The 22,887-nt window shown below is 71.5% G+C and carries 20 protein-coding genes; 13 read left to right on the top strand and 7 right to left on the bottom strand.

What is annotated here, in order from left to right:
- Window positions 1-18: 18 nt before the first annotated feature.
- On the bottom strand, window positions 19-1,206 hold the full coding sequence (locus ACIP6U_RS29435; protein WP_401723766.1) for an ROK family protein: 1,188 nt from the start codon (window positions 1,204-1,206) through the stop codon (window positions 19-21).
- A 159-nt stretch (window positions 1,207-1,365) separates the two neighbouring features.
- Between ACIP6U_RS29435 and ACIP6U_RS29430 the strand changes: the two genes are divergently transcribed.
- Both ACIP6U_RS29430 and ACIP6U_RS29425 read left to right on the top strand, forming a co-directional pair.
- Window positions 1,366-1,605 carry a hypothetical protein gene (locus tag ACIP6U_RS29430; RefSeq protein WP_401723763.1) on the top strand — a complete coding sequence of 80 codons (240 nt, stop codon included), beginning with the start codon at window positions 1,366-1,368 and terminating at the stop codon, window positions 1,603-1,605.
- Window positions 1,593-2,105, top strand: coding sequence for a hypothetical protein (locus ACIP6U_RS29425; RefSeq protein ID WP_401723760.1), 513 nt, complete (start codon window positions 1,593-1,595; stop codon window positions 2,103-2,105). Before ACIP6U_RS29430 ends, ACIP6U_RS29425 begins: the two co-directional genes overlap by 13 nt.
- A 16-nt stretch (window positions 2,106-2,121) precedes the next feature.
- On the opposite strand, the gene ACIP6U_RS29420 is transcribed toward ACIP6U_RS29425, so the two are convergent.
- Window positions 2,122-3,921 carry a M4 family metallopeptidase gene (locus tag ACIP6U_RS29420; RefSeq protein ID WP_401723758.1) on the bottom strand — a complete coding sequence of 600 codons (1,800 nt, stop codon included), beginning with the start codon at window positions 3,919-3,921 and terminating at the stop codon, window positions 2,122-2,124.
- Window positions 3,922-4,201: 280 nt separating this feature from the next.
- Between ACIP6U_RS29420 and ACIP6U_RS29415 the strand changes: the two genes are divergently transcribed.
- From ACIP6U_RS29415 to ACIP6U_RS29385, 7 genes are all read left to right on the top strand, one after another.
- Window positions 4,202-5,386, top strand: coding sequence for a serine hydrolase domain-containing protein (locus ACIP6U_RS29415; protein WP_401723913.1), 1,185 nt, complete (start codon window positions 4,202-4,204; stop codon window positions 5,384-5,386).
- Window positions 5,387-5,492: 106 nt separating this feature from the next.
- Window positions 5,493-6,917: a CAP domain-containing protein gene (locus tag ACIP6U_RS29410; RefSeq protein ID WP_401723755.1), complete on the top strand. Its 1,425-nt coding sequence runs from the start codon at window positions 5,493-5,495 to the stop codon at window positions 6,915-6,917.
- A gap of 78 nt (window positions 6,918-6,995) precedes the next feature.
- Entirely contained in the window at window positions 6,996-7,673 is a 678-nt protein-coding gene (locus tag ACIP6U_RS29405) for an AIM24 family protein (RefSeq protein ID WP_401723752.1), read from the top strand.
- 212 nt (window positions 7,674-7,885) lie between these two features.
- A complete protein-coding gene (locus tag ACIP6U_RS29400) occupies window positions 7,886-8,926 on the top strand; it encodes a tetratricopeptide repeat protein (RefSeq protein WP_401723911.1) in 1,041 nt (346 codons plus the stop codon).
- A complete protein-coding gene (locus ACIP6U_RS29395; protein WP_401723749.1) occupies window positions 8,923-9,990 on the top strand; it encodes a polyprenyl synthetase family protein in 1,068 nt (355 codons plus the stop codon). Before ACIP6U_RS29400 ends, ACIP6U_RS29395 begins: the two co-directional genes overlap by 4 nt.
- A gap of 142 nt (window positions 9,991-10,132) precedes the next feature.
- A complete protein-coding gene (locus ACIP6U_RS29390; RefSeq protein ID WP_401723746.1) occupies window positions 10,133-11,092 on the top strand; it encodes a threonine/serine dehydratase in 960 nt (319 codons plus the stop codon).
- Window positions 11,093-11,278: 186 nt separating this feature from the next.
- Window positions 11,279-12,922 (top strand): serine/threonine protein kinase, encoded by a 1,644-nt coding sequence (locus ACIP6U_RS29385; RefSeq protein ID WP_401723745.1) that lies wholly within the window; start codon window positions 11,279-11,281, stop codon window positions 12,920-12,922.
- Between the two features lie 17 nt (window positions 12,923-12,939).
- Here the strand turns inward: ACIP6U_RS29385 and ACIP6U_RS29380 are convergent, their stop codons facing one another.
- The gene (locus tag ACIP6U_RS29380; protein WP_401723742.1) at window positions 12,940-14,385 is read right to left on the bottom strand and encodes a serine hydrolase domain-containing protein; all 1,446 of its coding nucleotides are present in this window, start codon (window positions 14,383-14,385) and stop codon (window positions 12,940-12,942) included.
- Window positions 14,386-14,505: 120 nt separating this feature from the next.
- On the opposite strand from ACIP6U_RS29380, the gene ACIP6U_RS29375 reads away from it, so the two are divergent.
- Window positions 14,506-15,522 (top strand): hypothetical protein, encoded by a 1,017-nt coding sequence (locus ACIP6U_RS29375; protein ID WP_401723739.1) that lies wholly within the window; start codon window positions 14,506-14,508, stop codon window positions 15,520-15,522.
- Window positions 15,523-15,614: 92 nt separating this feature from the next.
- On the top strand, window positions 15,615-16,268 hold the full coding sequence (locus ACIP6U_RS29370; protein WP_401723737.1) for a DUF2238 domain-containing protein: 654 nt from the start codon (window positions 15,615-15,617) through the stop codon (window positions 16,266-16,268).
- Window positions 16,269-16,303: 35 nt separating this feature from the next.
- Here the strand turns inward: ACIP6U_RS29370 and ACIP6U_RS29365 are convergent, their stop codons facing one another.
- Window positions 16,304-16,729 (bottom strand): DUF6328 family protein, encoded by a 426-nt coding sequence (locus ACIP6U_RS29365; protein ID WP_401723910.1) that lies wholly within the window; start codon window positions 16,727-16,729, stop codon window positions 16,304-16,306.
- A 148-nt stretch (window positions 16,730-16,877) separates the two neighbouring features.
- Window positions 16,878-17,861: an aldo/keto reductase gene (locus tag ACIP6U_RS29360; protein WP_401723735.1), complete on the bottom strand. Its 984-nt coding sequence runs from the start codon at window positions 17,859-17,861 to the stop codon at window positions 16,878-16,880.
- A gap of 173 nt (window positions 17,862-18,034) precedes the next feature.
- Here ACIP6U_RS29360 and ACIP6U_RS29355 point away from each other — a divergent pair, with 173 nt between their 5' ends.
- Window positions 18,035-19,789 (top strand): cholesterol oxidase substrate-binding domain-containing protein, encoded by a 1,755-nt coding sequence (locus ACIP6U_RS29355; protein WP_401723732.1) that lies wholly within the window; start codon window positions 18,035-18,037, stop codon window positions 19,787-19,789.
- Between the two features lie 112 nt (window positions 19,790-19,901).
- Window positions 19,902-20,747 (top strand): alpha/beta fold hydrolase, encoded by an 846-nt coding sequence (locus tag ACIP6U_RS29350; RefSeq protein ID WP_401723729.1) that lies wholly within the window; start codon window positions 19,902-19,904, stop codon window positions 20,745-20,747.
- Here the strand turns inward: ACIP6U_RS29350 and ACIP6U_RS29345 are convergent.
- The gene (locus ACIP6U_RS29345) at window positions 20,716-21,315 is read right to left on the bottom strand and encodes a TetR family transcriptional regulator (protein WP_401723727.1); all 600 of its coding nucleotides are present in this window, start codon (window positions 21,313-21,315) and stop codon (window positions 20,716-20,718) included. The two genes, ACIP6U_RS29350 and ACIP6U_RS29345, sit on opposite strands and share 32 nt — an antisense overlap.
- The gene (locus ACIP6U_RS29340; RefSeq protein ID WP_401723724.1) at window positions 21,312-22,796 is read right to left on the bottom strand and encodes an MFS transporter; all 1,485 of its coding nucleotides are present in this window, start codon (window positions 22,794-22,796) and stop codon (window positions 21,312-21,314) included. Before ACIP6U_RS29340 ends, ACIP6U_RS29345 begins: the two co-directional genes overlap by 4 nt.
- Between the last annotated feature and the right edge of the window lie 91 nt (window positions 22,797-22,887).

Genomic DNA, 22,887 nt, shown 5'->3' with positions numbered 1-22,887 from the left:
CTCCAGGGTGATGGTGGATCAGCGGCTCTGTCGGGGGTCGTGCGGGGTGATGAAGGACTGGATCGCGGTGGCGGCTGCCCCTCGTGCCCACTCCTCGAACGGGAGCGGGCGGGTCTGTACGTCGCACTGTGCGGCGGAGCCGAACGCTGCGGCGGTGAACGCCTCGCGGATCTGCGTGGCGAACAGGTCGTAGGCGGCGAGTCCCTCGCCGGAGATGATCACGCGTTCGGGGCCGAGGAGGTTGGCCACGGTGGCGATGCCCCGGCCGATCGCCTCCCCCGCCCTGGCGAACGCCTCACGGGCCCCCTCGTCGCCCTGGTGGGCCAGCGCCGCGGCCGCGGCGGTGTCGGCGACATCGAGGCCCGTGGTCTCGCGGATCCGCCGGATGATCGCGGCGTCCCCCGCGATCGCCTCGACGCAGCCGCGGTTGCCGCAGTGGCAGGGCGGTCCGGCCGGGTCGACGGTCACATGGCCGATCTCGCCGGCCACGCCGTACGCGCCGGAGATCACCCGGCCGTGCACCACGATCCCGCAGCCGATGCCCGCGCCCACGGTCACCAGGGCGAAGTCGGACAGTCCGGCCCCGGCGCCGAACCACTGCTCGGCGACGGTCAGGGCACGGACATCGTTGTCCACGGTGACCGGCAGTCCGGTGGTCAGGGCGGCCAGTTCGGCGAGGGGGACGTCCCGCCAGTCGAGGAAGGGCGAGTAGCGGACGACGCCCTGGGCGCGGTCCACGTCGCCGGAGATCGCGACTCCGAGGCCGAGGACGGGGGCGCCCAACTCGTCCGCCTCGACGAGCAGTTCGCGCACCATTTCGGCCAGCGAGGTGAGCACGGCCTCGGTCGCCGGGTCCTGGACCGGGACGTGCCGGGCGACGCGGATGCGGCAGCGCAGGTCGGTGAGCACACCGATCAGCTCACCCGCGGTGATCTTGACTCCGATGAACAGGGCCCGTCCGCCGTCCACCCGCACGAGGCTCGCGGGCCGCCCGAGCGCCGGCCGTGCCTCCTGGTCCGGGGTCTCCACCAGGTAGCCGGCCTCCAGCAACGGACGCACCGCCTTGGTCACGGCCGCCGCCGACAGCCCCGCCCGGCGCGCGGCATCGAGCCGGGTCAGGGGGCCGTGGGACAGGACCGTGGTGAAGATCTGCGAAGCGGCCGGCGTGTGGGCCGGAAACGTTTCGGCTGGCGGGGCGGAGCGCATGGCCGGAACCTAAGGCTCTTAATTTCCGCTGTCAATAAAAGAAACAGGAATCACCTGAAGGTTGACTGTGAGGCTCAAGTGGCCTTCAAATGACGGGTGGCACGCCACTGTCGGCGACTGATCCCGCCGATGTCAGTGCCCCCTTGCACAATCGCTTTCATGACGACGATCGACTGGCACGAGCTGACCCACGCCTACGGCTCGGCCGAGGACATACCCGGCCTCTTCGCGCGCCTCGGCGGCACGGAGGACGACGACGTGTGGACCGCGTTGTGGTCCTCGCTGTGCCATCAGGGCTCGGTGTACGACGCCAGCTGGGCCGCGTTGCCGCAGCTCACGGAGATCGCGCGGGGCGACGCGCCGGCGGCCCGCTCCAGGCGGTGGTCATGGCCGGGGTGATCGCCGACGACATGGACGACCCGCGCCGTGAGCGCTACGCGCGGGAGATCGACGAACTCCTCGGCACCGCCCGCGCGTTGCTGGCCGAGCCGGATCAGACCGCGCCGCTCTTCGTGAACCTCCTCCAGTCCGTCCTGTCCTTCGAGGGCGCCGGCATCTGGTCCGAGGCCCTGGCGGGGGTGAACAGCGAGGAGTACGAGTTCGAGTGCCCGGAGTGCGAGGAGAGCCTGTACATCGCCTTCGGCGGCTACGGGACGTTCGTGTCCGTCGGGGACTACGTACCCGGGGCGAGCGGCGAGGACACCGCATCACGGGGGGAGTTGACACCGGCGGTACCGGAGCGGCTGTCGGGCATCGGGGCGCGACTGCACGGCGAGGCGGTCGCCCATGGTCAGGCGGAGGTGGCCCGGGCCCTGACCTATGTCTTCGGGGAGGCGCGCTGCCCCTCCTGCGACACCGTGCTGTCGGTGTCGCAGGAGGTCGAGAACCAGTGGTTCTGAACTCTGGACTCTCGGGTCAGCGGCTGATGGCCGGCGTGTTGGCGACGGTCACGTTGACCCCGGCCCAGGCCTTGTTGACCGTCTTGTACTCGGTGCTGTTCAGCCCGTACAGGTCCTTCGCCGCCTTCAGCGTCGCCGAGCGGGCGTCGTGGAAGTCGGTCGTGGAGACCATGTAGCGGGTCAGGGCGCGGTAGAAGATCGCCGTGGCCTTGGTGCGGCCGATGCCCTTGACCGTGGAGCCGTCGTAGGTCGGCGAGTCGTAGGCGACCCCGTTGATCGTCTTGCGGCCGCTGCCCTCGGCGAGCAGGTAGTACGCGTGCGAGGAGACGCCGGAACCGGCGTGCACCTCGGTGTCGTAGACCTCGGGCGACCAGTAGTCGATCGCGCCCTCGAGCACGTCGAGCGACGGCTTGTCCAGGCGGCGCAGGAACTTCTGGGCGAGGCCCAGCTTCTCGCCGATGAGGTAGTCGGGCTTGTCCTTCGCGTTGTTGGTGAAGAACTCGACGTTCGAGCCGAAGATGTCCGCGAGGGACTCGTTCAGGGAGCCCGGCTCGCCGTACTGGTTGCCGTCGGAATCGACGTACGTGGGCTCCAGCTTGGCGGTGGCGTCCACCACGCCGTGGGTCAGTTCGTGGCCGGTGACGTCGAGGACGACGAGCGGCTTCTTGAACATGACGCCGTCACCGTCGCCGTACAGCATGCAGCCGCAGGTGGGGTCCCAGAAGGCGTTGGCCACCTCGGTGCCCCAGTGGACCATCGCCTTGGCGGCCTTGCTGTTGTTGGCGATGCCCTTGCGGGCGAAGGTCTTCTTGTAGAAGTCCAGGGTCTTGGTGACGCCGTACTGGGCGTCGACGGCCGCGCTGTTGCGGCTGGAGAGGGCGCCGTTGCCGAACGTGGACGTGGAGTTGACGATCGCCTTGCCGCGGGCGAAGTTCTCCGTGAACGTGCCCTTGGCGTCCCGGGTCTCGGAGTTGTACCGCTTCGGGTCCTTGAGCTGGTACTTCTTGGCGGCGGTCCGGGTGACGGTCAGCGAGACCTTGCCGACGAAGAGCGACTTGCCGGTGCCCGTGACCGTCTGGGGGTAGTGCACGGCGGCCGCGCCCGACGAGGCGGCGGTGAGCCCCGCGGCCTGCGAGCCGATGCCGGTCTGCGGGTCGAGCTTCTCGCCCCGCTTGCGCAGGGTCTCGAGCAGCTCGGGCGAGAGGAACTCGTCGCTGTCGGGCGTGTTGCTGCGCACCTTGCCGGTCACGGCGTCGATGACGACGGTGCTGGAACCGCCGCCCTCGGTGGTGCCGCTGTCGCTGACCCGCACCTGGTAGGCGAGGGCGGAGCCGCCGTCGCGCGCGTCGACCACGAGGACGGCCGGACCGGCGTCGCCCTTGGCCGCCGACGCGGCCTTCTGTTCGGCCTGCGTGGCGGTGAGCTTGGAGTCGCTGGTGGCCGGCTTGACCGTGTGGTCGGCGGCGCGGGTGACGCCCGCGTACTTCAACTGCCGGGTGAGGTGCACGACGAGGTCGCCGCCGAGGACCTGCATGCCCTCGTGGGCCCGGGCGAAGCGGACGTGCCGCGCGCCCTCCGGGTCGATCAGGACGTCCGTGGCCTGAAGTTCGTCGCCGGTCAGGACACCGGTCGCCGAGGAGTGGGCGAACGCGGCGGCGCGCGCGGCGGCCATCACGGACGCGGCCGAGCTTTCGGCGGCGGCCTTCGAGGACCCCGCCCCCGCGGCGGGGTCGGCGAACGCAGTACCCGCGAGGCCCGTGGCAGCCGTCGTCACGGCGACGGCGACCGCCACGCTGCGTATGTGCGGTCTACGCACTGGTGAGGGTTTCCTTCCTGGCAGAGCGGCCGGAAATCCAACCGCCCCGAGGCGTGGCGCCGTTGAGCACCACGAGGGCTGGTCGGGCCCTGAGGCGAAACCCTTATGGATAAGTCATGGACATGTAAAGCCCAAATCATCGCTTTCAGCGTGATCCATGGCAATACTTTGCAAATCCACGGCGCGCGGTGATCAACGAGTGACCAACTGTGCGTCCCCTGTGGAGATGTGACTCGACGGAAGAAGGTTGCACCGCGTGAATGTGACAGATATCGCATCCCTGGCCAAGGGTGCGGTCCTGGGGACCCTCACCCTGTCCCTCCTCGCGGTACCGGCGCAGGCCGCACCGGCGGAATCCCGCCCGAAACCGGACATCACCGGCCTGAGAAGCGTCCTGCGTACGGCAGTTCAGCAAGGCGCGCCCGGCGCCATGGCCCGCGTCGTCGACCACGGCAAAGTACGGACGGCGGCCGTCGGTGTCGCCGACCGCACGACCGGCCGGGCCCTGTCCACCGCCGACCGGTTCCGTATCGGCAGCGTCACCAAGACCTTCTCGGCGGTGGTACTGCTCCAACTGGCCGACGAGAAGAAGCTCGACCTCGACGCCTCCGTCGACCGCTACCTGCCGGGCCTGCTCCCGGACCGGCGCATCACGGTCAGGCACGTGCTGGCCCACCGCAGCGGTCTGTACGACTACACGAACGACATGTTCGCCAAGACCGTGCCCGGCTTCGAGGCGGTCCGCACCAAGGTCTTCACCTACCGCCAGCTCGTGGACCGTTCACTTCGGCACGCCCGCACCAACGAGCCCGGCGCCGCCTACGCGTACTCCAACACCAACTTCGTGGTCGCGGGCCTGCTCATCGAGAAGCTCACCGGCCACTCGGTACGGACGGCGTACGAGAACCGCGTCTTCAAGCCGCTGAAACTGCGCGACACCTTCTACCTCCACCCCGGCACGAAGATCCCCGGCCGCCACACCAAGGGCTACCTCACACCCGACCAGGCCGGCGCCCCACTGGTCGACGCGACCGACCAGACCGTCTCCTGGGCGCAGAACGCGGGCGCGATCATCTCCAGCACCCGGGATCTCAACACCTTCCTGACCGCCCTGCTCGGCGGCCGGCTCACCTCGGCCGCGAGCCTGAAGCAGATGGAGCGCATGATCCCGGTCAACAGCACCCAGGCGTACGGTCTCGGCCTGCGCCGCCGCGACCTGACGTGCGGAGTCTCGGTCTACGGTCACACCGGCGCCGTCCAGGGCTACTACACGTACGCCTTCGCCTCCAAGGACGGCAGGCGCAGCCTCGCGGCGCTCGCCACCACCTCCAACAACGGCGAGGTCCTCAACACCATGCTGGGCACGCTGGAGTCCGCGTTCTGCGGAAAGCCCGCGAAGTCGCCACGCGCCGTCACACCCGTCGAGCGGTACGAGGACATCGCGCCCGGCGTGGTCAGGAACTGATCGCCGCGGGAACCCGGACCGCCCTGACGGACGTTGATCCGGCAAGCCCACCGGGGGTTCTGGCACCCCCACCGGGCCGCGGACGACGACACATCAGGGCGGTGCGATGACCGAGTTGGTCCCCGGCGGCAACATGCCCCTCCCGGCCGGCGCCGTGACCGTCCGGGTACCGGGCCCCTTCGACGTCTCCGCGCTCATCACGGACGACGGCGGCAAGGTCCGGGGCGACGGCGACTTCGTGTTCTACAACCAGCCGTCCGCCCCGGGCGCCCGCCTCGACGGCGACACCCTGACCGTCGACCCGCCGAGACTGCGCCCCGGAGCGACCCGGATCACGGTGGTCGTCAGTCCCGCCGACCCCGGCACCCCGCTCGGCCGTCTGCCGGCACCCGCGCTCCACCTCAGCGCCCCCGGTGGCCGCCAACTCGCCCGCTTCGCCCCGCCGCGCCCGCAGCAGGAGACCGTGCTGCTGCTCGCCGAGATCTACCGGCGGGGCGGTACCTGGAAGCTGCGCGCCCTGGGCCAGGGGTACGCCGACGGACTGGCGGGCATCGCCCGCGACTTCGGGGTGGACGTCACCGACGACCCGGCCCAGCCGGCGGCACCCGCACCGCCGACAGGCCGCCGCTGGTCCCTGCCGAACCTGTCCCGCGGCCGGTCCAATGCGCCCGTCTCCCACGGCCACTCCGCACCACCGGCCCCCAGCAGCCGATCCACACCGTCCGCCTCCTCCGGACACCCCTCCCCCGCCGCCGACCCCGACGGCTTCCTCCGCCTGATCAACCCCGCCCGCGCCAGGGCCGGTTCGCCACCCGTCGCCCTGGACTCCCGCCTGACGTCCGCAGCGCGCGCCCACGCCTCCGCGATGGCGGCGGCCGGGCAACTCGGTGTGGAGGGCCGGGACGGCGTCTCCGTGTACCAGCGCGTCACCGCCACGGGATACACGTATCTGACCATCGGCGAGCACCTCGTCTCCGGTCCGCGCACCACTGCTGAGTTCGTCGACTACTGCCTGCGCGGGGAGCAGACCCGGCGCACCCTGTCCGATCCGGCGTTCACGCACGCGGGGCTGGCGTACGTCGCCGACGGGCGCTCCGGGGACACCTTCTGGACGGCCCTGTGGGCGCGGCCGCTCACCCCAGGCGACCTGGACCGCACGGCCGCCGAGGTCGTCGATCTCACCAACAGGGAGCGCGCCGGGGCGGGTCTGCCCCCGCTGGCCACCGACCCCCTCCTCACGCGGGCCGCGCAGGCGCACAGCGCGGACATGGTGGCCCGCGCCTTCTACTCGCACACGGACCCGGAGGGCGGCCAGCCCTGGGACCGGGCCGCCCGGGCGGGCTCCCGACGCCGGACGATCGGCGAGAACATAGCCTGCGGGCAGCGCTCCGCCGCCGAGGTCGTGGAGGGCTGGATGAACAGTCCCGGTCACCGCGCCAACATCCTCAAGCCCGACTTCACCCACATCGGGATCGGCTTCGCGGGCGGCGGCCCGTCGGGCACGTACTGGACCCAGCTCTTCGGCGCCTGATCCGCGCAACGTCCCGGTTCTGTCAGGTTCTCGTCGACGATCTTGGCGGAATCAACCCGTCCGGGCCAGGATGCCCGCATGAAGGGTGACCTGTTTTCCAGTGAGCGCATGGTCCAGCCGGCCGTCCAGCCGGGAATGACCGTCGAGAACGCCAAGTGCATCAAGTACGCGGTGAACGGCGAGATGCACGCCCGCCAGGGCGCGATGATCGCCTACCGCGGCAATCTGCAGTTCGAACGCAAGGGCCAGGGCGTGGGCGGCATGCTCAAGCGCGCGGTCACCGGCGAGGGCCTGCCGCTCATGGCGGTGCGCGGACAGGGCGAGGCGTGGTTCGCGCACGAGGCGCAGAACTGTTTCGTCGTCGACATCGACCCGGGCGACGAGTTCACGGTCAACGGCCGCAACGTCCTGTGTTTCGACTCCTCGTTGTCGTACCGGATCTCGACTGTGAAGGGCGCGGGCATGGCCGGTGGCGGCCTGTTCAACAGCGTCTTCACCGGACAGGGCAGGCTGGGCCTGGTCTGCGACGGCAATCCGCTGGTCATCCCGGTCTCGCCGCAGTACCCGGTGTACGTCGACACGGACGCGGTCGTCGGCTGGACGGCGGGACTTGGAACCTCGCTGCACCGCTCGCAGTCCATCGGCTCGATGCTGCGCGGCGGCTCCGGCGAGGCCGTACAGCTGATGCTCCAGGGCCAGGGATACGTCGTCGTGCGGCCTAGCGAAGTCACCCCGCAGAAGGCCCAGCAGCACTGACCTCTCATCGAGTGATCCGCGTCGAGTGATCTGCGTCGCACAAGCAACCCCGGCGGCGGAAGTGGCGTCTTGATCGACAACAAGTGATGCCCTGGCCTTCCCGGCCAGGGCTCAATTTCGACGCACTATACACACTATGTATACACAGGGCGTAGAGCAGACATGTATACGCTCGATGTATACGCATCGTGTATATGGACCGAAAGGCATCCATGTACGGCAAGGCACACGCCCCGGAGTACCAGGGCGCTCTCACCACCCTGTCCGTGAACTCGTCGCTGACCGACGTACTGGCCGCCGGTACCCGGCAGCTGAAGGAGGCGGAACAGGCTGGTCAGCACGGGGAGGCGGCGCGTTCGGGGCTCGCGGTGGCCGAGGCGCACCGACGGCTGGGACAGGTCGGGGACGCAGATCGCGCGTGGAAGGCCAGTTACCGCTCGGCCCGGGCGGCCGAGGACATGGCGGCGATGGCCTGGGCGCTGTGGAGCGGCGGCACCCTCGCCCGACAGCGCGGCGCCTTCCCGCTGGCCCGCCGGCTGCTGCAACTCGCCGCCGATATGGGCAAGTCCGGCGGGGATGTCGTCGTCCGCGGCTACTCCCTCGCGGGGCTGGCCGAGACCGGCCGCATCCAGGGCGACTACGAGGCGGTCGCTCGGTTGCACGAGCAACTCCTGGCCGAGGCCCGGCGGCGCGGCGAGGCACGGCACACAGTGTGGGCCCTGGAGGGCATCGCGCAGATCCACCGCAACACCGGTTCCTACGACACCGCTTACGCCCTGTTCGAGGAGGCCGCCGAGATCGCCGCGGGTGCGGACGACCGGCGCGGACACGCCTGGGCGCTGCGGGGGCTCGCCGACATCGTCTCCGTACGCGATGGGGACACCGAGCGGGCGCTCGCGCTGCTGTCGGAGGCGGAGACGGCGTGCCGGGCGATGAAGCTGTCCAGCGCGCTGGCCTACAACCACAAGATGCGCGGCAACGTCCTGTACCGGGCGAGGCGTTACGCGGAGGCCCGGGACCTGTACGAGCAGGCGCTCGCGGAGTTCCGGGCGATGAGCGAGCCGCGGGGTACGGCGCTGGCGCGGCTCGGGCTGGCCAAGTCGCTGGCCCGGCTGGGCCGCGACAGTGCGGAGACGGCGGACGAACTGGCGCGACTCGCCGGTGAGTTGGACCGGATCGGACTGCGACACGCCAGGGAGATGGTGGCTCGGGCCGAGGTGGAGCTCGGTCTGCGGGCGGAGGTCGTCCGATGAGCGCGCCGGGTCGTCCGACGACCACGCTGGAGGCGCCCGTGACCAAGCTGGAGGCGCCGGCGGATGCCCGCCGGGTTCTCGACCGCTGCCGCAGTCTGGTGCGACCCGCCCTCGCGGAGGCCGTCGGGCGCATGCACCCCTGGGTGGGTGAGATGGCCGCGTACTCCTTCGGCTGGTGCGAGGTGGGCGGAGCGCCGGCCGACGCCTCCGGCGGGAAGGGGGTGCGGCAGGCGCTCGCCGTGCTGGCGGCCGAGGGTGTGGGCGCGCCCGGCGCGGACGGGGTGCCGGCGGCGGTCGCGGTGGAACTGGTGCACGCCTTCTCCCTGTTGCACGACGACATCATGGACGGCGACCAGTCCCGGCGCCGCCGCCCCACCGTGTGGAAGGCGTACGGCACCGGTCCCGCGGTCCTCGCCGGGGACGCGCTCTTCGCGCTCGCCGTCGAGACGCTCGCCGCCACTCCGGCCGGACCGCGGGCGCTGCGGTTACTGTCCGCCGCGCTGGGCGACCTGGTGCGCGGACAGGCGGACGACCTGTTGTTCGCCGGCCGCCCGTGGACGGGTCCCGGGCGGGTGCGGCCCGACGAGTACCGCACGATGGCCGAGCACAAGACGGGCGCCCTGCTGGGCTGCGCGGCGGCCCTCGGCGCCCTGCTCGGCGGTGCGCCGCCCCCGGTCGCCGCCGCCCTCGACCGGGCCGGCCGGCATCTCGGGGTCGCCTTCCAGATCGTGGACGACGTGCTGGGCATCTGGGGCGATCCCGCGGTCACCGGCAAGCCTGTCCACGGCGACCTCCGGGAGCGGAAGAAGACCTACCCGGTGCTGGCCGCGCTCGACTCGTCGAATCCCGGATCCCGTCGGCTCGCCGGACTGCTGGACCGCGGCGACGCGCCGGCGGAGGCGGCCGCCCTGATCGAGGCGGGCGGCGGCGGGTCGGCGGCGCTGGCGGAGGCGCGGCGGCACATCACCGCCGTGGAGACGGTGCTCGCCGGGCTCCCGCTGACGGATCGGGCCGTGACCGAACTGCGGTCGCTGCTGGACTTTCTCGTCCGGCGCGACCTCTGAGGCTCTCCCCTACAGGGCTCGGCACAAGCAGAGACGGGCGCCCCTCCCCGCCGTAGGAAAATCCGTGTTGACCTGCGACCGCTCGCCGGGTCAGGGTGCAAGCGGCGCGGACCTTCACCCCCGTGCCGGGAGGGTGAGTGCCTTGATCGGGATCTCGGACATCGAAGCCGCGGGCGAGCGGATCGCCGGCCATGTCGTACGCACGCCCACGGTGCCGAGCCCGGGCCTGTCCGACCTGCTCGGCGCTCCGGTCACCACGAAGCTCGAACTGCTCCAGCGCACCGGGTCCTTCAAGGCGCGCGGTGCCACGGCGAAGCTGCTCTCGCTGAGCGAGGCGGAGCGGGCGGCCGGGGTCGTGGCGGTCAGCGGCGGCAACCACGGGATCGCCCTCGCGGTGATGGCCGCGGCGCTCGACGTCAAAGCCACGGTGATCATGCCGCGCACGGCTCCCGCGCGCTCGATCGAGATCGCGGAGGCCGCCGGGGCGTCGGTGCGGCTGACGGAGGGCATGGCCGAGGCGTTCGCGCTCATGGCGCGGCTGCCCGCGGAGGGGCTGACGCCGGTCCACCCCTTCGACGACGCCGTCGTCATCGCCGGTCAGGGCACGGTCGGGCTGGAGTTCGCCACCGACGCCGGCGACCTCACGGACGTCGTCGTCAGCATCGGGGGCGGCGGACTGATCGCCGGTGTCGCGACGGCTTTCCGGGCGCTACGGCCGGGTGTGCGGGTCTGGGGCGTGGAGACCGCGGGCGCGGAGGCCATGTCGCGGGCGCTGGCGGCGGGCGGTCCGGTCCCGGTGGACCCGTCCTCGATCGTGACGACCCTCTGCGCGCCGACGGTGTCCCAACTGACGTACGACCATGTCTCCGCGCTGGTCGAGGAGGTGTTCGTGGTGCCCGACCGGGAGGCGGTGCGGGGTGTGCTGGACCTCGCCGAGCACGCCAAGGTGTGGACCGAACCGGCGGCCGGATGTCTGCTGCCGGCGGCCCGACAGGTGGTCGAGCGGGTCGGCGACAGTGCGCGGATCGGACTGGTCGTGTGCGGGGGCAACGCGACGGCGGGTGACGTGGTGGCATGGGCGGAGCGCTTCGGTCTGCGCTGAATTCCCGTGACCTACCGACGAGTTGAGCCGGGTTGAATATCCGTCAGGTTCAATCCGGTGCTATGGAAATACCCAACTCCGTATGAACAAAAGGCGGCCGCCGCCCTTTGGTCGCGGAATGTTTGAACATACCGAGGCCCACTCGCCGTACTTCTGGGAAAGGGGAACACCCGGGTTCTGCGAGGGATGACCATGGTCAAGGCGCACGTCTTCACGCACGAGCTGGTCGCCGGAAGGTACCGGCTCGTCGATGTCGTCCAGCGCGAGACAAATCGCCTCTGCTGGTACGGCAACGATGTCGAGGCCCAACGCCCATTTCTCCTCGCCCAGATCGGGCTCCCGGACGATCCGGGCCCGGAGGCCGTGCCGCGCGCCGCCCGCATCATCCGGATGTCCGAGACGATGGGGCGGCTGTGCCCCGGCCGGGTCGCGACGGTCGTCGACGCCGTGGAGGAGAACGGCGCCCTGTGGACCGTCACCGAATGGATCGACGGCACCCCACTGGGCGAACTCCTCGAACAGCAGGGCCCGTTCGACTACGTACGGGCCGCGCGCATCGCGCTGGAGCTGCTCGACGTGCTGGAGGTGGCGCACGCCGAGGGCATCACGCACGGCGAGCTGAGCCCGGGCCAGCTGTACATCCAGGACCGGGGCCCGATCGTGATCACCGGCTTCGGCCTGGCGGGGGCCACGCTCGCGCCCCGGCTCACCGCACCCTCGTTCGCCTCTCCCGAGCAGGCCCGCGACCAACGGATCGGCCCTGCCGCCGACATGTGGGCCCTGGGCGCGATGCTCTACACGATGATCGAGGGGCGCCCGCCGTTCCGCGAACGCGACCGGCCCGAGGCCACCCTCAAGGGCGTGGACAAGCTTCCGCTGCGCTCCCCCGTGCGGGCGGGCCCCCTCACCCAGACCGTGCAGGGGCTGCTCCGCAAGAACTCCAGGGAACGGCTGACCCGGCCGGTGGTCCGCGAGGCCCTCAGCCGCGTGCTCACCGAGGAACCGGAAGCGACCCTGCGCAGCGGCTCGGGACACGGCCTGCGGGATGTCTACGTCGCCGCCGTGCACGCTGTCCCGAACTGGCGCCGGCCCTCCATCGCCGTCGGCACCGCCCTGGCCGTGGGCACGGTCGCCGTCGCCGTACTCGCCGCGACCCACCAACTGCCGGGCCTCAACGACTCCGAGGCCAATTCGGCGGCCCGGCCGTCCGCCTCGGCCGACGTCTCCGCGGCCGGGCAGCGCTCCGACGGCAGAGCCTCGGCACCACCCGCATCCGTACCACCGAAGACCTCCCCGCCGGCCTCCCCCTCGACATCTCCGTCGGCCTCCCCGTCCGCCACGGCCTCCGCCTCGGCCACGGGTCTGCCGGCCGGCTTCCGCCGCTACACCGCGCCGGAAGGCTTCTCCGTCGCCCTCCCCGCCGGCTGGAAGCGGCTGGAGACCCAGAAGGGCGGCACCGAGTCGGTCCGCGTGACCTTCGGCGCGGACGACGATCCGCGCACGCTCGCCGTGACCTACAGCGAGGTCGCCGGCCCCGATCCCGTCGCCGTGTGGCGGGACGACGTGGAGCCGGTGCTGAAGCAGACCGCCGGGTTCAAGCGGATCGGCGACATCGAGGCGACGACGTACCAGGGATACAAGGCCGCCGACATGGAGTGGCTCTCCGATGTCGACGGCACTCAGGTGCAGACATTCGGCCGCGGCTTCCTCATCGGCGGTGGCCGCAGCTTCTCGATGCGCTGGACGACACCGGCGGCCTACTGGGACGACGCCGCCAACCGCCAGGCGCTGAACACCTTCCTCAAGACGTTCCGGGTGACTCTGGACTGACGGCCGGGGCGCTCGCGTCAGACCGACGGCCGGGGCGCCCGCATCGCGCGCAGCGGGAGGGGGTGCAGCGGGGTCGTCCGCCACTTCGCCGTGAACGTCCGCTCCGGCAGCGAGCACGTCACCGCCAGCCGGTGCGGCGTCTCCAGGAACAGCACGTCGATCGCGAGGGTGTCGGCGTCGGTCCATCCCCCGCTCACCGCGGTGGGCGGCGCGCCCTCGGCGACGGCCCAACCGGCCTCCCCGAACCGCAGATCGAGCCGACGCCCGTCCTCCGTGAGAACCAGCCCCCAACCATCCGCGCCAGACGTCACCTCGACCGCGGTCAGCTTCGGCCGGTCGGCGCAGACACCGCCCTCGGGCGTGAACTCGGCGCCTGACCAGTCCCGGTCGCCCTCCGGCGGGGCGAACTTCCCCGCGGCCGGCGGCAGTTCGAGCCGTGCCAACCGCTCCGCCAGAGACGTGTCCGCCGCCTCCCGGCCGGGGAGCGGCTCGGGTCCGAAGGCCGGCAGCAGGTGCTCCCAGGCCAGGTCGAGCACCCGTTGCATCTCCTCGGTGGCCGCGGTCGTCGCGATCACGGCGTCGTGCTCGGACAGCACCACACAGAACTGCCCGTACGCGCCGTCGCCGCGGTATCCGTGCCGCGCCCTCCAGAACTGGTAGCCGTAGCCCTGCTGCCAGTCCGACAGCGCCGCCTCGGGCGTACCGGAGCTGTTGTCGACGTGCACGCGCGTGGCCTCGGCGACCCATCCCTCGGGCAGCAGCCGCTCGCCCTCCCAGACGCCGTCCGCCAGATACAACTGGCCGAGCCGGGCGATCGCGTCGGTCGTGGCGTGCAGCCCGCTGAAGCCGAATTCGCGGCCGGCCCCGTCGCGCAGCCACGCCAGTTCGCCGACGCCGATCCGGTCGAGCAGCCGGGAGCGCAGGTACTCCGTCAGGGACTGGCCGGTCACCCGCTGGACGATCGCGGCGAGGGTGTACGTGGCGGGCTGGTTGTAGGCGAAGACGGTGCCCGGCTCGCGCTCGGGCGGCACCAGCAGGAAGCCGCGCACCATTTCCTCGGGGTCGGCCGCGCGCGCCCGGTCCAGGGTCTCGGCCTCGTGCCCGCTGGCCATGGACGCCACGTGCCGCACGAGCATCGCGCGGCTGCGCGGGTCGGTGATGTCGGCCTCGAACTCCGGGAAGTACGAGATCACCGGGTCGTCGAAGCGGAGCAGCCCTTCGCCGGCGGCGAGGCCTGCGGCCGTCGAGGTGAAGCTCTTGCTGAGCGAGTAGAGGAGATGCAGGCGTTCGGGCGCGTAGGGCGCCCACCAGCCGGAGGCCACCAGGTGACCGTGCCTCATGATCATCAGGCTGTGCGGCTCGATGGCGGGATCGGCTTCGAGGGCGTCCAGGAAGGCGTGGACGCCGGTCGCGTCGACGCCCTGGGCGGCGGGGGTGGCGGTGGGCAGCGGACGATCACTCATGACGGCATCCTCGCCGAGGAGCGCGCCGATGCCCAGGCCTGCCCGACCATCGCCATACGTGCGGCTAGGCTTCCGGACTGCAGCTTCACCCCCCGTCCGCCGTGCACAGGAGAGTCATCCGTGACCCTAGCGATCGACCCGTCCGAGACGTCCGCCGCGCCCCTGTCCGACCTCGTGGCGCGGGACGCGCGCGAGTTCGGCGTCTACGCCAGGACCGGCGGCTGGGCCTTCGGCCTGATGGTGGCGCGCAGCGTACGGCCCGGCGGCCAGGGCGCGGAGGAGACGCCGAAGGTGTCCGCGAAGGAGTTCGCCGAGCTGGCCGGCTGCTCCGCCGACCGCGTCATGCGCTACTACAAGGCCTGGGACCGGGCCGCCGACGACGGAGTCGTCCCGCACTTCGAGGCGCTCGCGCCGGGCCAGGACGCCGAGTTGCCGGACGCCGACCTGTGGCTCACCTACTACGCCTCGCGCAGCAGCGCGACGTCCGAGCGGGGCACCGCCATCTCCGAGGCCGCCGAGGCCGAGGGCATCCGCCCGACGAAGGCGCTGGAGGTCGCCGAGAACCCGACCGCGCTGCGCGCCGCGATCCTCGCCGACCCCTCCACGGCCCGCGCGGCCCGCCAGGCCCTGCTCGACCGTGTGCGCGAGGACCCGGAGCTCCAGGCCGAGCTGGCCCGGGACGTCGTCCGCACCGACGACCTCAAGAAGGCCGTCGCCACCGAGTCCCGGTCGGCCGACCGGATCGGGTACGTGCGTCAGATCGCCGAGTCGGGCCAGGTCAAGACGCCCGCGGGGCAGACCATCGACGCGCCCGTCGACCTGCGCCAGGAGGCCGAGCGCCACCTGTCCCTGCTCGACGAGCTGGAGGAGGACGAGGACACCGGCGAGTGGGCCACCGAGGCCTACGACACCATGAAGTCGCTCGTCGTCGAGGCCGTGGAGGCCGATCCCGAACTGCGCGTCCAGGAACGGCGGACGAAGTTCTACAGCAGCCTTCAGAAGGCCACGAAGGTCTTCGAGGAACTGACCTTCGACGATGTGCAGGAGTTCGTCGAGGACGACATGGTCCAGCGCCTGGAGGAACTCCAGCAGGCCATCACCACGTGCATCACCGCCCTGCGCAGCGCGCAGAACTGAGGTACTGCTACCCGGGCGCGGCTGAGTAGTCGTACTCATGCCGACGCCCGGCCGTCCCGCCACGATGGGGGCTCCCACCAGGAGGAGCCCCCATGACCACGCTCGCGCACCCCACCGTCCCCCGGCAGCATCTGCCCGTCGTGCTCGCCGGCGTCGTGGCCGTGGGCCTCGCCGTGTCGGCCTGGGGCGCGAAGGACCCCACGACCTGGTTCCTGGAGACGATGTGGGTGCTGGTCGGGCTGCCGATCGTCGTGCTCACCTGGCGGCGCTTCCCACTCACGAACCTGCTGTGCTGCCTGCTCGCCGCGCACGCGCTCGTCCTGGCCGTCGGCGGCCACTACACGTACGCGGAAGTGCCCTTGGGCGACTGGGTGCGGGACACCTTCGGCCTCGATCGCAATCCGTACGACCGCTTCGGGCACCTCATGCAGGGTTTCGTACCGGCCGTCCTGGTACGGGAGTTGCTCAGCCGGACGTCACCGCTGCGCGGCAGCCGCTGGCTGGCGCCGCTGACCGTGTGCGCGTGCCTGGCCTTCAGCGCCGTCTTCGAGATGCTGGAGTGGCTGTCGGCCGTCGTGGGCGGGCAGGCGGCGGACGCCTTCCTGGCCACGCAGGGCGACGTGTGGGACACGCAGTGGGACATGTTCTGCGCGCTGATCGGCGCCACGGTGTCGGTGCTGGTGCTGAGCCGGATGCACGACCGGCAGCTGGCCGCGCTGTCCGAGCACGGCCGGCAGGTCCGGTAGCGGGAAGCGAGCGGTCAACAGGCTTGGGCGGGCGGTCACTCGACCGTGTAGCGGTGCCGGGTCCAGAGGGGCAGCACCAACCAGCACAGCACGTACCAGGCCGCCACGCCCGCGACCAGATAGGGCACGTAGTGGTCGTGCGTCGCCACCCGCAGGACCAGCAGCAGGGCGGCGATCATGGTGGCGAACAGCAGGGACAGCCCGACGATCGTCAGCCGGGACGCCCACCGCACCGCCTGCGTCTTGACCCGCCGACCGGAGACCAGGCGGTGCAGGGAGACCGGCCCGATCAGGGCGCCCGTGGCGCAGGCGCCGAGGACGACCGTCACGATGTAGATCGTCTCGTTCGCCCGGCTCAGGTCCACGAAGCGCGGTGTGAACACGACGGTGAGCAGGAAACCGAAGAGGATCTGCACGCCGGTCTGGGCGACGCGGATCTCCTGGATCAGCTCGCCCCACATCCGGTCGGCGCGCTCCGCCTCGGTCTCGTCACGTCCATCGCCCCGCTCGGGGTCGGCCTGCTGATCGGTCACTTGTCCTCCCGGTCGGCTTCGGTCAGCGTTTCTCCCCGCCCGACTACCCCGAGAACAGCGGCCCTCCCAGGTCCGGCTACCAGCGGCCCTCGACCTGCTCCTTGATCCGCCGGTCGTAGAGGTCGGCGATCGCCGCGAGCGTCTCGTCGGTCAGCTCCGGGAGCGCTGCGGCGGAGGCGTTGGCGCGGGCCTGCTCGGGGGTGCGGGCGCCCGGGATCACCGATGTCACGCCCGGCTGCTGGATGATCCAGCGCAGGGCGAGCTGGGCGGGTGTGTACCCCTCGGGGGCCAGGGCGGAGAACTCCGCGGCGGCCTCGACCCCGGTCGCGTAGTCGACGCCGGAGAAGGTCTCGCCGACGTCGAAGGACTCGCCGTGCCGGTTGTAGGTGCGGTGGTCGTTCTCGGCGAAGACGGTGTCCTTGGTGTACTTGCCCGACAGCAGACCGGAGGCGAGCGGCACGCGCGCGATGATGCCGACCCCGGCCTCGCGGGCCGCGGGGAGCACCTCGCGCAGGGGCTTCATGCGGAACGGGTTCAGGATGATCTGCACGCTGGCCACGCCGGGCCGGGCGATCGCGGTCAAGGCCTCGGCGCAGGTCTCCACGCTGACGCCGTACTGGGCGATGCGCTCCTCGGCGACCAGGGTGTCGAGGGCGTCGAACACCTCGTCCGAGGAGTAGACGGCGGTCGGCGGGCAGTGCAGCTGGACCAGGTCGATGCGGTCCACGCCGAGGTTGCGCCGCGAACGGTCGTTCCACGCGCGGAAGTTGTCGAGCACATAGTTCTCGGGGAGCTGGTCGACCCGGCGGCCCATCTTGGTGGCCACCAGGACGTGCAGGTCGGGACGGCCGCGCAGGAAGCCGGCGATGGTCTCCTCGCTGCGTCCGTCGCCGTACACGTCGGCCGTGTCGAAGAAGGTCACCCCCGACTCGGCCGCCGCCTCCAGCACCGCGAGGGCTTCCTTGTCGTCCACGTCTCCCCAGTCGGCACCCAGCTGCCACGTGCCGAGACCGACGACGGATGCCTGCTGACCCGACCTACCGAAAGTGCGCTCGTCCATGGCGTCAGTCTGTCATCCGCCACCGACATCCGCGGAACCGGTTGCTCCGGTGCGCGGACCCGCCCGCTCCGGTGCCACGCCTGTGAATCTGTCACTCACACGGGTGATGGGATTCGACGAATGGACGGCACGTGTCAACGGCGCCCTAGCGTGTGGCCGTGACTGACCGTTCAATGAACAACTTAGTGTTCGACGCCCCGGACGACCCGTCCCGCGCCGCGTCCTCAGCCCCGCCCTGCGACCCCTCCTGGTCCCGTCGCGGCTTCCTGTTCGGTGCCGCCGCGCTGGCCACCGTGCCCGTCCTGATCGCCGCGGATCCGGCGACGGCGGCACAGGAGCTGCCGGACTTCCCCACCGACGTCGACCTGTACCGCTCGGCGTACCGGAACTGGGTCGGCGAGATCACCGCCGACGGACTGTGGGCCTGCGCCCCGAGCGACCCGGACCAGGTCGTCGACGTCGTCAACTGGGCCTGGCGACACGGCTGGACGGTACGCGCGCGTGGTGCCGCGCACGGCTGGTCGCCCCTGACGATCACCGAGGGCACACCGTCGGACGCGCCCGTCCTCCTCGTCGACACGGCCCCGCACCTCACCGGCCTCGCCCTCGACGCACCGACCGCCGTCCGCGCCGGCGCCGGGGTCACCCTGGAGGCGCTGCTCACCTACCTGGAGGGGCACGGGCTCGGGGTCACCGCCGCGCCGGCTCCCGGCGACCTCACCCTCGGCGGCGCCCTGGCGATCGACGCGCACGGCACCGCCGTACCGGCCCGGGGCGAACGGCGGACGTCCGGCCACACCTACGGCTCGCTCAGCAATCTCGTGCTGTCACTGACCGCCGTGGTGTGGGACGAGGACACGGGCGCGTACGTGCTGCGGACCTACGACCGCGACGAGGCGGACTGTGCCGCGCTGCTCACCCACCTCGGCCGCTCCCTGGTGACCGAGGTCGTGCTGCGCGTGGGCGCGAACACGCGGCTGCGGTGTCTGAGCCGTACGGACATCCCGGCCGCCGAACTCTTCGCCGCGCCGGGCTCCGACGGGCGGACCCTCGCGAGCTTCCTCGACGAGTCGGGGCGTGTGGAGGCGATCTGGTTCGCCTTCACCGAGGTGCCATGGCTGAAGGTGTGGAGCGTGTCGCCGACCCGGCCGCTGACCTCGCGGCGCGTGACCTCGCCGTACAACTACCCCTTCTCCGACAACGTGCCGACCCTGGTGGCGGACCTGGTGGGGCGGATGGTGTCGGGCGCGGCCTGGTACCTGGCGCCGGTGCTCGGCAACGCGCAGTTCGACGTGGCCGCGCTCGGCCTGGTGACGACGCTGTCCGCCGACATCTGGGGGCCGTCGAAGAACACGCTGCTCTACATCAGACCCACCACCCTGAGGGTCACCGCGAACGGCTACGCGGTCCTCACCGGCAGGGCCCAAGTGCAGCGCGTCATCGCAGAGTTCACGTCCTTCTACCGGGAGCGTCTCGCCGCGTACGCGGCTCAGGGGCGCTTCCCGGTCAACGGCTCGGTCGAGATCCGCGTGACCGGCCTCGACGACCCCGCCGACGTCGAACTCGACGGCGCCCGGGCCCCGTTGCTGTCCGCGCTCCGGCCGAGCGACGGGCACCCCGAGTGGGACACGGCCGTCTGGCTGGACGTCCTGACGCTGCCCGGCACACCCCATGCGGAGGCATTTCTCCGGGAGTTGGAGCAGTTCCTCCTCACCACCTACGACGGGGAGCACGCGCTCACCCGGGTCGAGTGGTCGAAGGGCTGGGCCTATACGGACGACGCGGTCTGGAGCGACGACGAGGTGCTGAGCACGGTCGTGCCGGCCTCGTTCGGCGAGAGCACGTGGGGGCAGGCGGCCGGGGTGCTGGACCGGCTGGATCCGCACGGCGTCTTCGGGAACGCGTTCCTCGACCGCTTGCTGCGCTGATCGGCCTGCTGCTCTCATCGACCGGCGCGGCGAGCCGTGGCCGTCGCGATAGTCCGTGGCCGTCGCGATAAGCAGTTGCGGTCGTCCGAAGGGCGCTGAGAAGGTCGTGATCATGCCTGCCTTCTCCGCGCCCGACGGAACCGAACTGGCCTACCACCTGACCGGCGAGGGCCCGCCCCTGGTCTGCGTCCCTGGTGGCCCCATGCAGGCCTCCGCCTACCTCGGCGACCTCGGTGGCCTGTCGGCACACCGCCGGCTCGTCCTGCTGGACCTCCGCGGTACCGGCGAGTCCGCGACGCCGGACGACCCGTCCTCGTATCGCTGCGACCGTCAGGTCGACGACGTGGAGGCCCTGCGCGAGCACCTCGGCCTCGACCGGCTCGACCTGCTCGGACACTCCGGCGGCACGAACCTCGCGCTGCTGTACGCCGCCCGCCATCCGGAGCGACTCCGCAGCCTGATGCTGATCAGTCCGAGTGTGTACGCCGTCGGGGTCCCGGTCTCCGGGGAGGTCCGGCGGGAGACCGCGCTGCTGCGCCGGGACGAGCCGTGGTTCGCCACGGGCTTCGAAGCGCTCGGGGAGATCGGCGCCGGCCGGGCCGCCGCCGGGCACTGGGCGGCCGTATCGCCGTTCTTCTACGGCCGTTGGGACGCGACCGCGCAGGCACATCACGCCGCCGGAGAGGACCAGAGGAACCAGGAGGCCGCGGCGGCCTACGGCGCCGAAGGGGCCTTCGATCCGGAGGTCACCCGGGCCGGGCTGGGCCGCCTCGACGCGCCCGTTCTCCTGCTCGCCGGCGAGGTCGATCTGAACTCCCCGCCGCCCGTGGTGCGGGAACTGGCCGGGCTCTTCCCGAAGGCCGAGGTCGTGGTGCAGGCGGGCGCGAGTCACTTCCCGTGGCTCGACGATCCCGAGCGGTTCGTGGCTACGACCGCCGGGTTCCCGTACTCGGCGTGAGGTGCGTCTGCACCGCGGGGGCGTAGCGGTCCACCACGTCCTCCAGGGGCGCCCGGCGCAGTTCGGTGCCGCGGGCGATGCCGTAGATCACGCCGAGTCCGAGCAGGGCGGCGACGGCCAGTTCGGCACGCAGGCCTGCGTCGGGGCCGTCGAGGCGGGCGGTGAGGCGGGCGGTCACCTGGGTGCGGAAGTTGGCGCGCAGGATGTCGCCCTGCTCGCCCTGAAGAGGGGCGAACACGATCCGCAGCAGGGGGTCGGCGCCCTGCTGGGACTGGCTGAAGAGCACGTGGCGGACCATGTGCCGGCCGAGTTCGTCCAGCGGTGCGTCCAGCAGCACGTCCGCGTCGGCCTCGAAGGACATGACGCGGGCGAAGAGGGCGTCCTTGTTGCCGAAGTACTTGAGGATCAGCGGGGCGCTGACCCCGGCCCGCTCGGCGACCGCCTTGAGCGTGATGTCGCCGTGGGCGTGCCGGGCCAGCAGATGCCGGGCCGCCTTGAGGATGGCCGTCTTGGTCGCCTCGGCGTCCCGGCGAACGGGCGCGGTGGGAGGAGTGCTCACGGCACTCATGCTCCCTCCAACGCCTCGTCCCGGCTGCTCCGGGTGCGGTCCTGGGCGCGTTTCGTCTTCTTGGGCGCCGATTCGTCGCCGGGAATGGTCAGGGCCGCGGCACAGGCCGCCAGGGCGACGGCGCCGGCCATCCCGAAGGCGAGCAGATAGCCGTGCAGGGTGGGCACGGGGGCGCCGCCCACCAGGCTGGTGTGGTGGACCAGTACGGCGGCGACGGCCGCGCTGGAGACGGCCTGGCCGATGGTGCGCATCAGGACGTTGACGCCGTTGGCGGAGGCGGTCTGCTCGGCCGGGACCGCCCGCAGGATCAGGGTGGGGAGCGCCGAGTAGGCGAGGGTGGTGCCGGTGGCGACGACCGTCGCGCCCAGGATGATCATCCAGAGGTCGCGGCTGTCGGCGATCCGTACCGCGTAACCGCAGGCGATGACTGCGGCCCCGAGGGCGAGCGTGATCCGTGGGCCGCGGGACGCGGAGATGCGGGCGGAGACGGGTGAGAACACCAGCATGGTGATGCCGCCGGGCAGCAGGCACAGGCCCGTGGCCACGATCGACAGGCCGAGTCCGTATCCGGTGGCCTTCGGCGCCTGCACCAGTTGGGCGGTCACCAGGGAGTTGGCGTAGAACGCGAACCCGGTCAGCAGGGCCGCCACGTGCGACAGACCCACGCGCGGCCGGGAGACCAACCGCAGGTCCACCAGCGGGAGTTCGGTACGCAGCTGCTGCCACCACCACAGACCGAGGACGGCCACGGCGGCGAGGAACAGGGCCAGCACCGAAGGACTCCCCCACCCCCACTGCCCGCCCTGGGACACCCCGAGCAGGAGGCACACCAGTCCGGCGGCGAGCCCGAGGGCACCAACTGTGTCGAAGCGGCCCGGTTGCCGTACGGGCGACTCCTTGACCGCCCACCACACGCCTGCCACGCCCAGCGCACCCAGGGCGCTGGTCAGCCAGAACATGGTGTGCCAGTCGGCGTACTGCACGACGAGCGCGGCCAGCGGCAGGCCGAGGGCGGCGCCGATGCCGACGGTCGAGCTCATCAGGGCCACCGCGGAGCCCCGGCGCTCGGGCGGCAGTTCGTCGCGCAGGATGCTGATCGACAGCGGCACCACGGAGGCGGCGGCGCCCTGGAGAGCGCGGGCCGCGATCAGCACGACGATGTCGGACGACAGGGAGCACATCACCGAGCCGACGGTCATCAGGGCGAGGGCTCCGGTCAGCACCCGGCGTTTGCCGTACATGTCGCCGGCCCGGCCGAGGACGGGGGTGAGGACCGCGCCGGACAGCAGGGTCGCCGTGACCAGCCAGGAGACCGCGCCCGCCGAGGAGTTGGTGAGCCGGGGCAGGTCGGGCAGCAGGGGCACGACGACCGTCTGCATGACGGCCATGAGGATGCCGCCGAACGCCAGCACCGGGATCGTGAGCCGGTCCCGCAGGGCCCTCCGTGCGGAGGGCTCGGCTATCGGTGCGGGCTGGTCCATCGGCGCTCCATACGAAAAAGAAAGGGTGAATGGCAATTCACCATAGCTGGTGAATTGCCATTCACCCAAGGTGGGGCCGGTGCGGGGTCCA

The sequence above is a fragment of the Streptomyces sp. NPDC088794 genome, assembly GCF_044750545.1.
Taxonomy (GTDB): Bacteria; Actinomycetota; Actinomycetes; order Streptomycetales; family Streptomycetaceae; genus Streptomyces.
Note: the sequence above shows the minus strand (reverse complement) of the source record. Positions and strands in the feature narration are given on the sequence as shown.

What these genes read in the sequence shown, in the direction of transcription:
- ACIP6U_RS29435 (WP_401723766.1), bottom strand. Translation starts at nt 1,206, where the DNA reads ATGCGCTCCGCCCCGCCAGCCGAAACGTTTCCGGCCCACACGCCGGCC.
- ACIP6U_RS29430 (WP_401723763.1), top strand. Translation starts at nt 1,366, where the DNA reads ATGACGACGATCGACTGGCACGAGCTGACCCACGCCTACGGCTCGGCC.
- ACIP6U_RS29425 (WP_401723760.1), top strand. Translation starts at nt 1,593, where the DNA reads ATGGCCGGGGTGATCGCCGACGACATGGACGACCCGCGCCGTGAGCGC.
- ACIP6U_RS29410 (WP_401723755.1), top strand. Translation starts at nt 5,493, where the DNA reads ATGACCGAGTTGGTCCCCGGCGGCAACATGCCCCTCCCGGCCGGCGCC.
- ACIP6U_RS29405 (WP_401723752.1), top strand. Translation starts at nt 6,996, where the DNA reads ATGAAGGGTGACCTGTTTTCCAGTGAGCGCATGGTCCAGCCGGCCGTC.
- ACIP6U_RS29400 (WP_401723911.1), top strand. Translation starts at nt 7,886, where the DNA reads ATGTACGGCAAGGCACACGCCCCGGAGTACCAGGGCGCTCTCACCACC.
- ACIP6U_RS29395 (WP_401723749.1), top strand. Translation starts at nt 8,923, where the DNA reads ATGAGCGCGCCGGGTCGTCCGACGACCACGCTGGAGGCGCCCGTGACC.
- ACIP6U_RS29385 (WP_401723745.1), top strand. Translation starts at nt 11,279, where the DNA reads ATGACCATGGTCAAGGCGCACGTCTTCACGCACGAGCTGGTCGCCGGA.
- ACIP6U_RS29380 (WP_401723742.1), bottom strand. Translation starts at nt 14,385, where the DNA reads ATGAGTGATCGTCCGCTGCCCACCGCCACCCCCGCCGCCCAGGGCGTC.
- ACIP6U_RS29370 (WP_401723737.1), top strand. Translation starts at nt 15,615, where the DNA reads ATGACCACGCTCGCGCACCCCACCGTCCCCCGGCAGCATCTGCCCGTC.
- ACIP6U_RS29365 (WP_401723910.1), bottom strand. Translation starts at nt 16,729, where the DNA reads ATGTGGGGCGAGCTGATCCAGGAGATCCGCGTCGCCCAGACCGGCGTG.
- ACIP6U_RS29360 (WP_401723735.1), bottom strand. Translation starts at nt 17,861, where the DNA reads ATGGACGAGCGCACTTTCGGTAGGTCGGGTCAGCAGGCATCCGTCGTC.
- ACIP6U_RS29355 (WP_401723732.1), top strand. Translation starts at nt 18,035, where the DNA reads ATGAACAACTTAGTGTTCGACGCCCCGGACGACCCGTCCCGCGCCGCG.
- ACIP6U_RS29350 (WP_401723729.1), top strand. Translation starts at nt 19,902, where the DNA reads ATGCCTGCCTTCTCCGCGCCCGACGGAACCGAACTGGCCTACCACCTG.
- ACIP6U_RS29345 (WP_401723727.1), bottom strand. Translation starts at nt 21,315, where the DNA reads ATGAGTGCCGTGAGCACTCCTCCCACCGCGCCCGTTCGCCGGGACGCC.
- ACIP6U_RS29340 (WP_401723724.1), bottom strand. Translation starts at nt 22,796, where the DNA reads ATGGACCAGCCCGCACCGATAGCCGAGCCCTCCGCACGGAGGGCCCTG.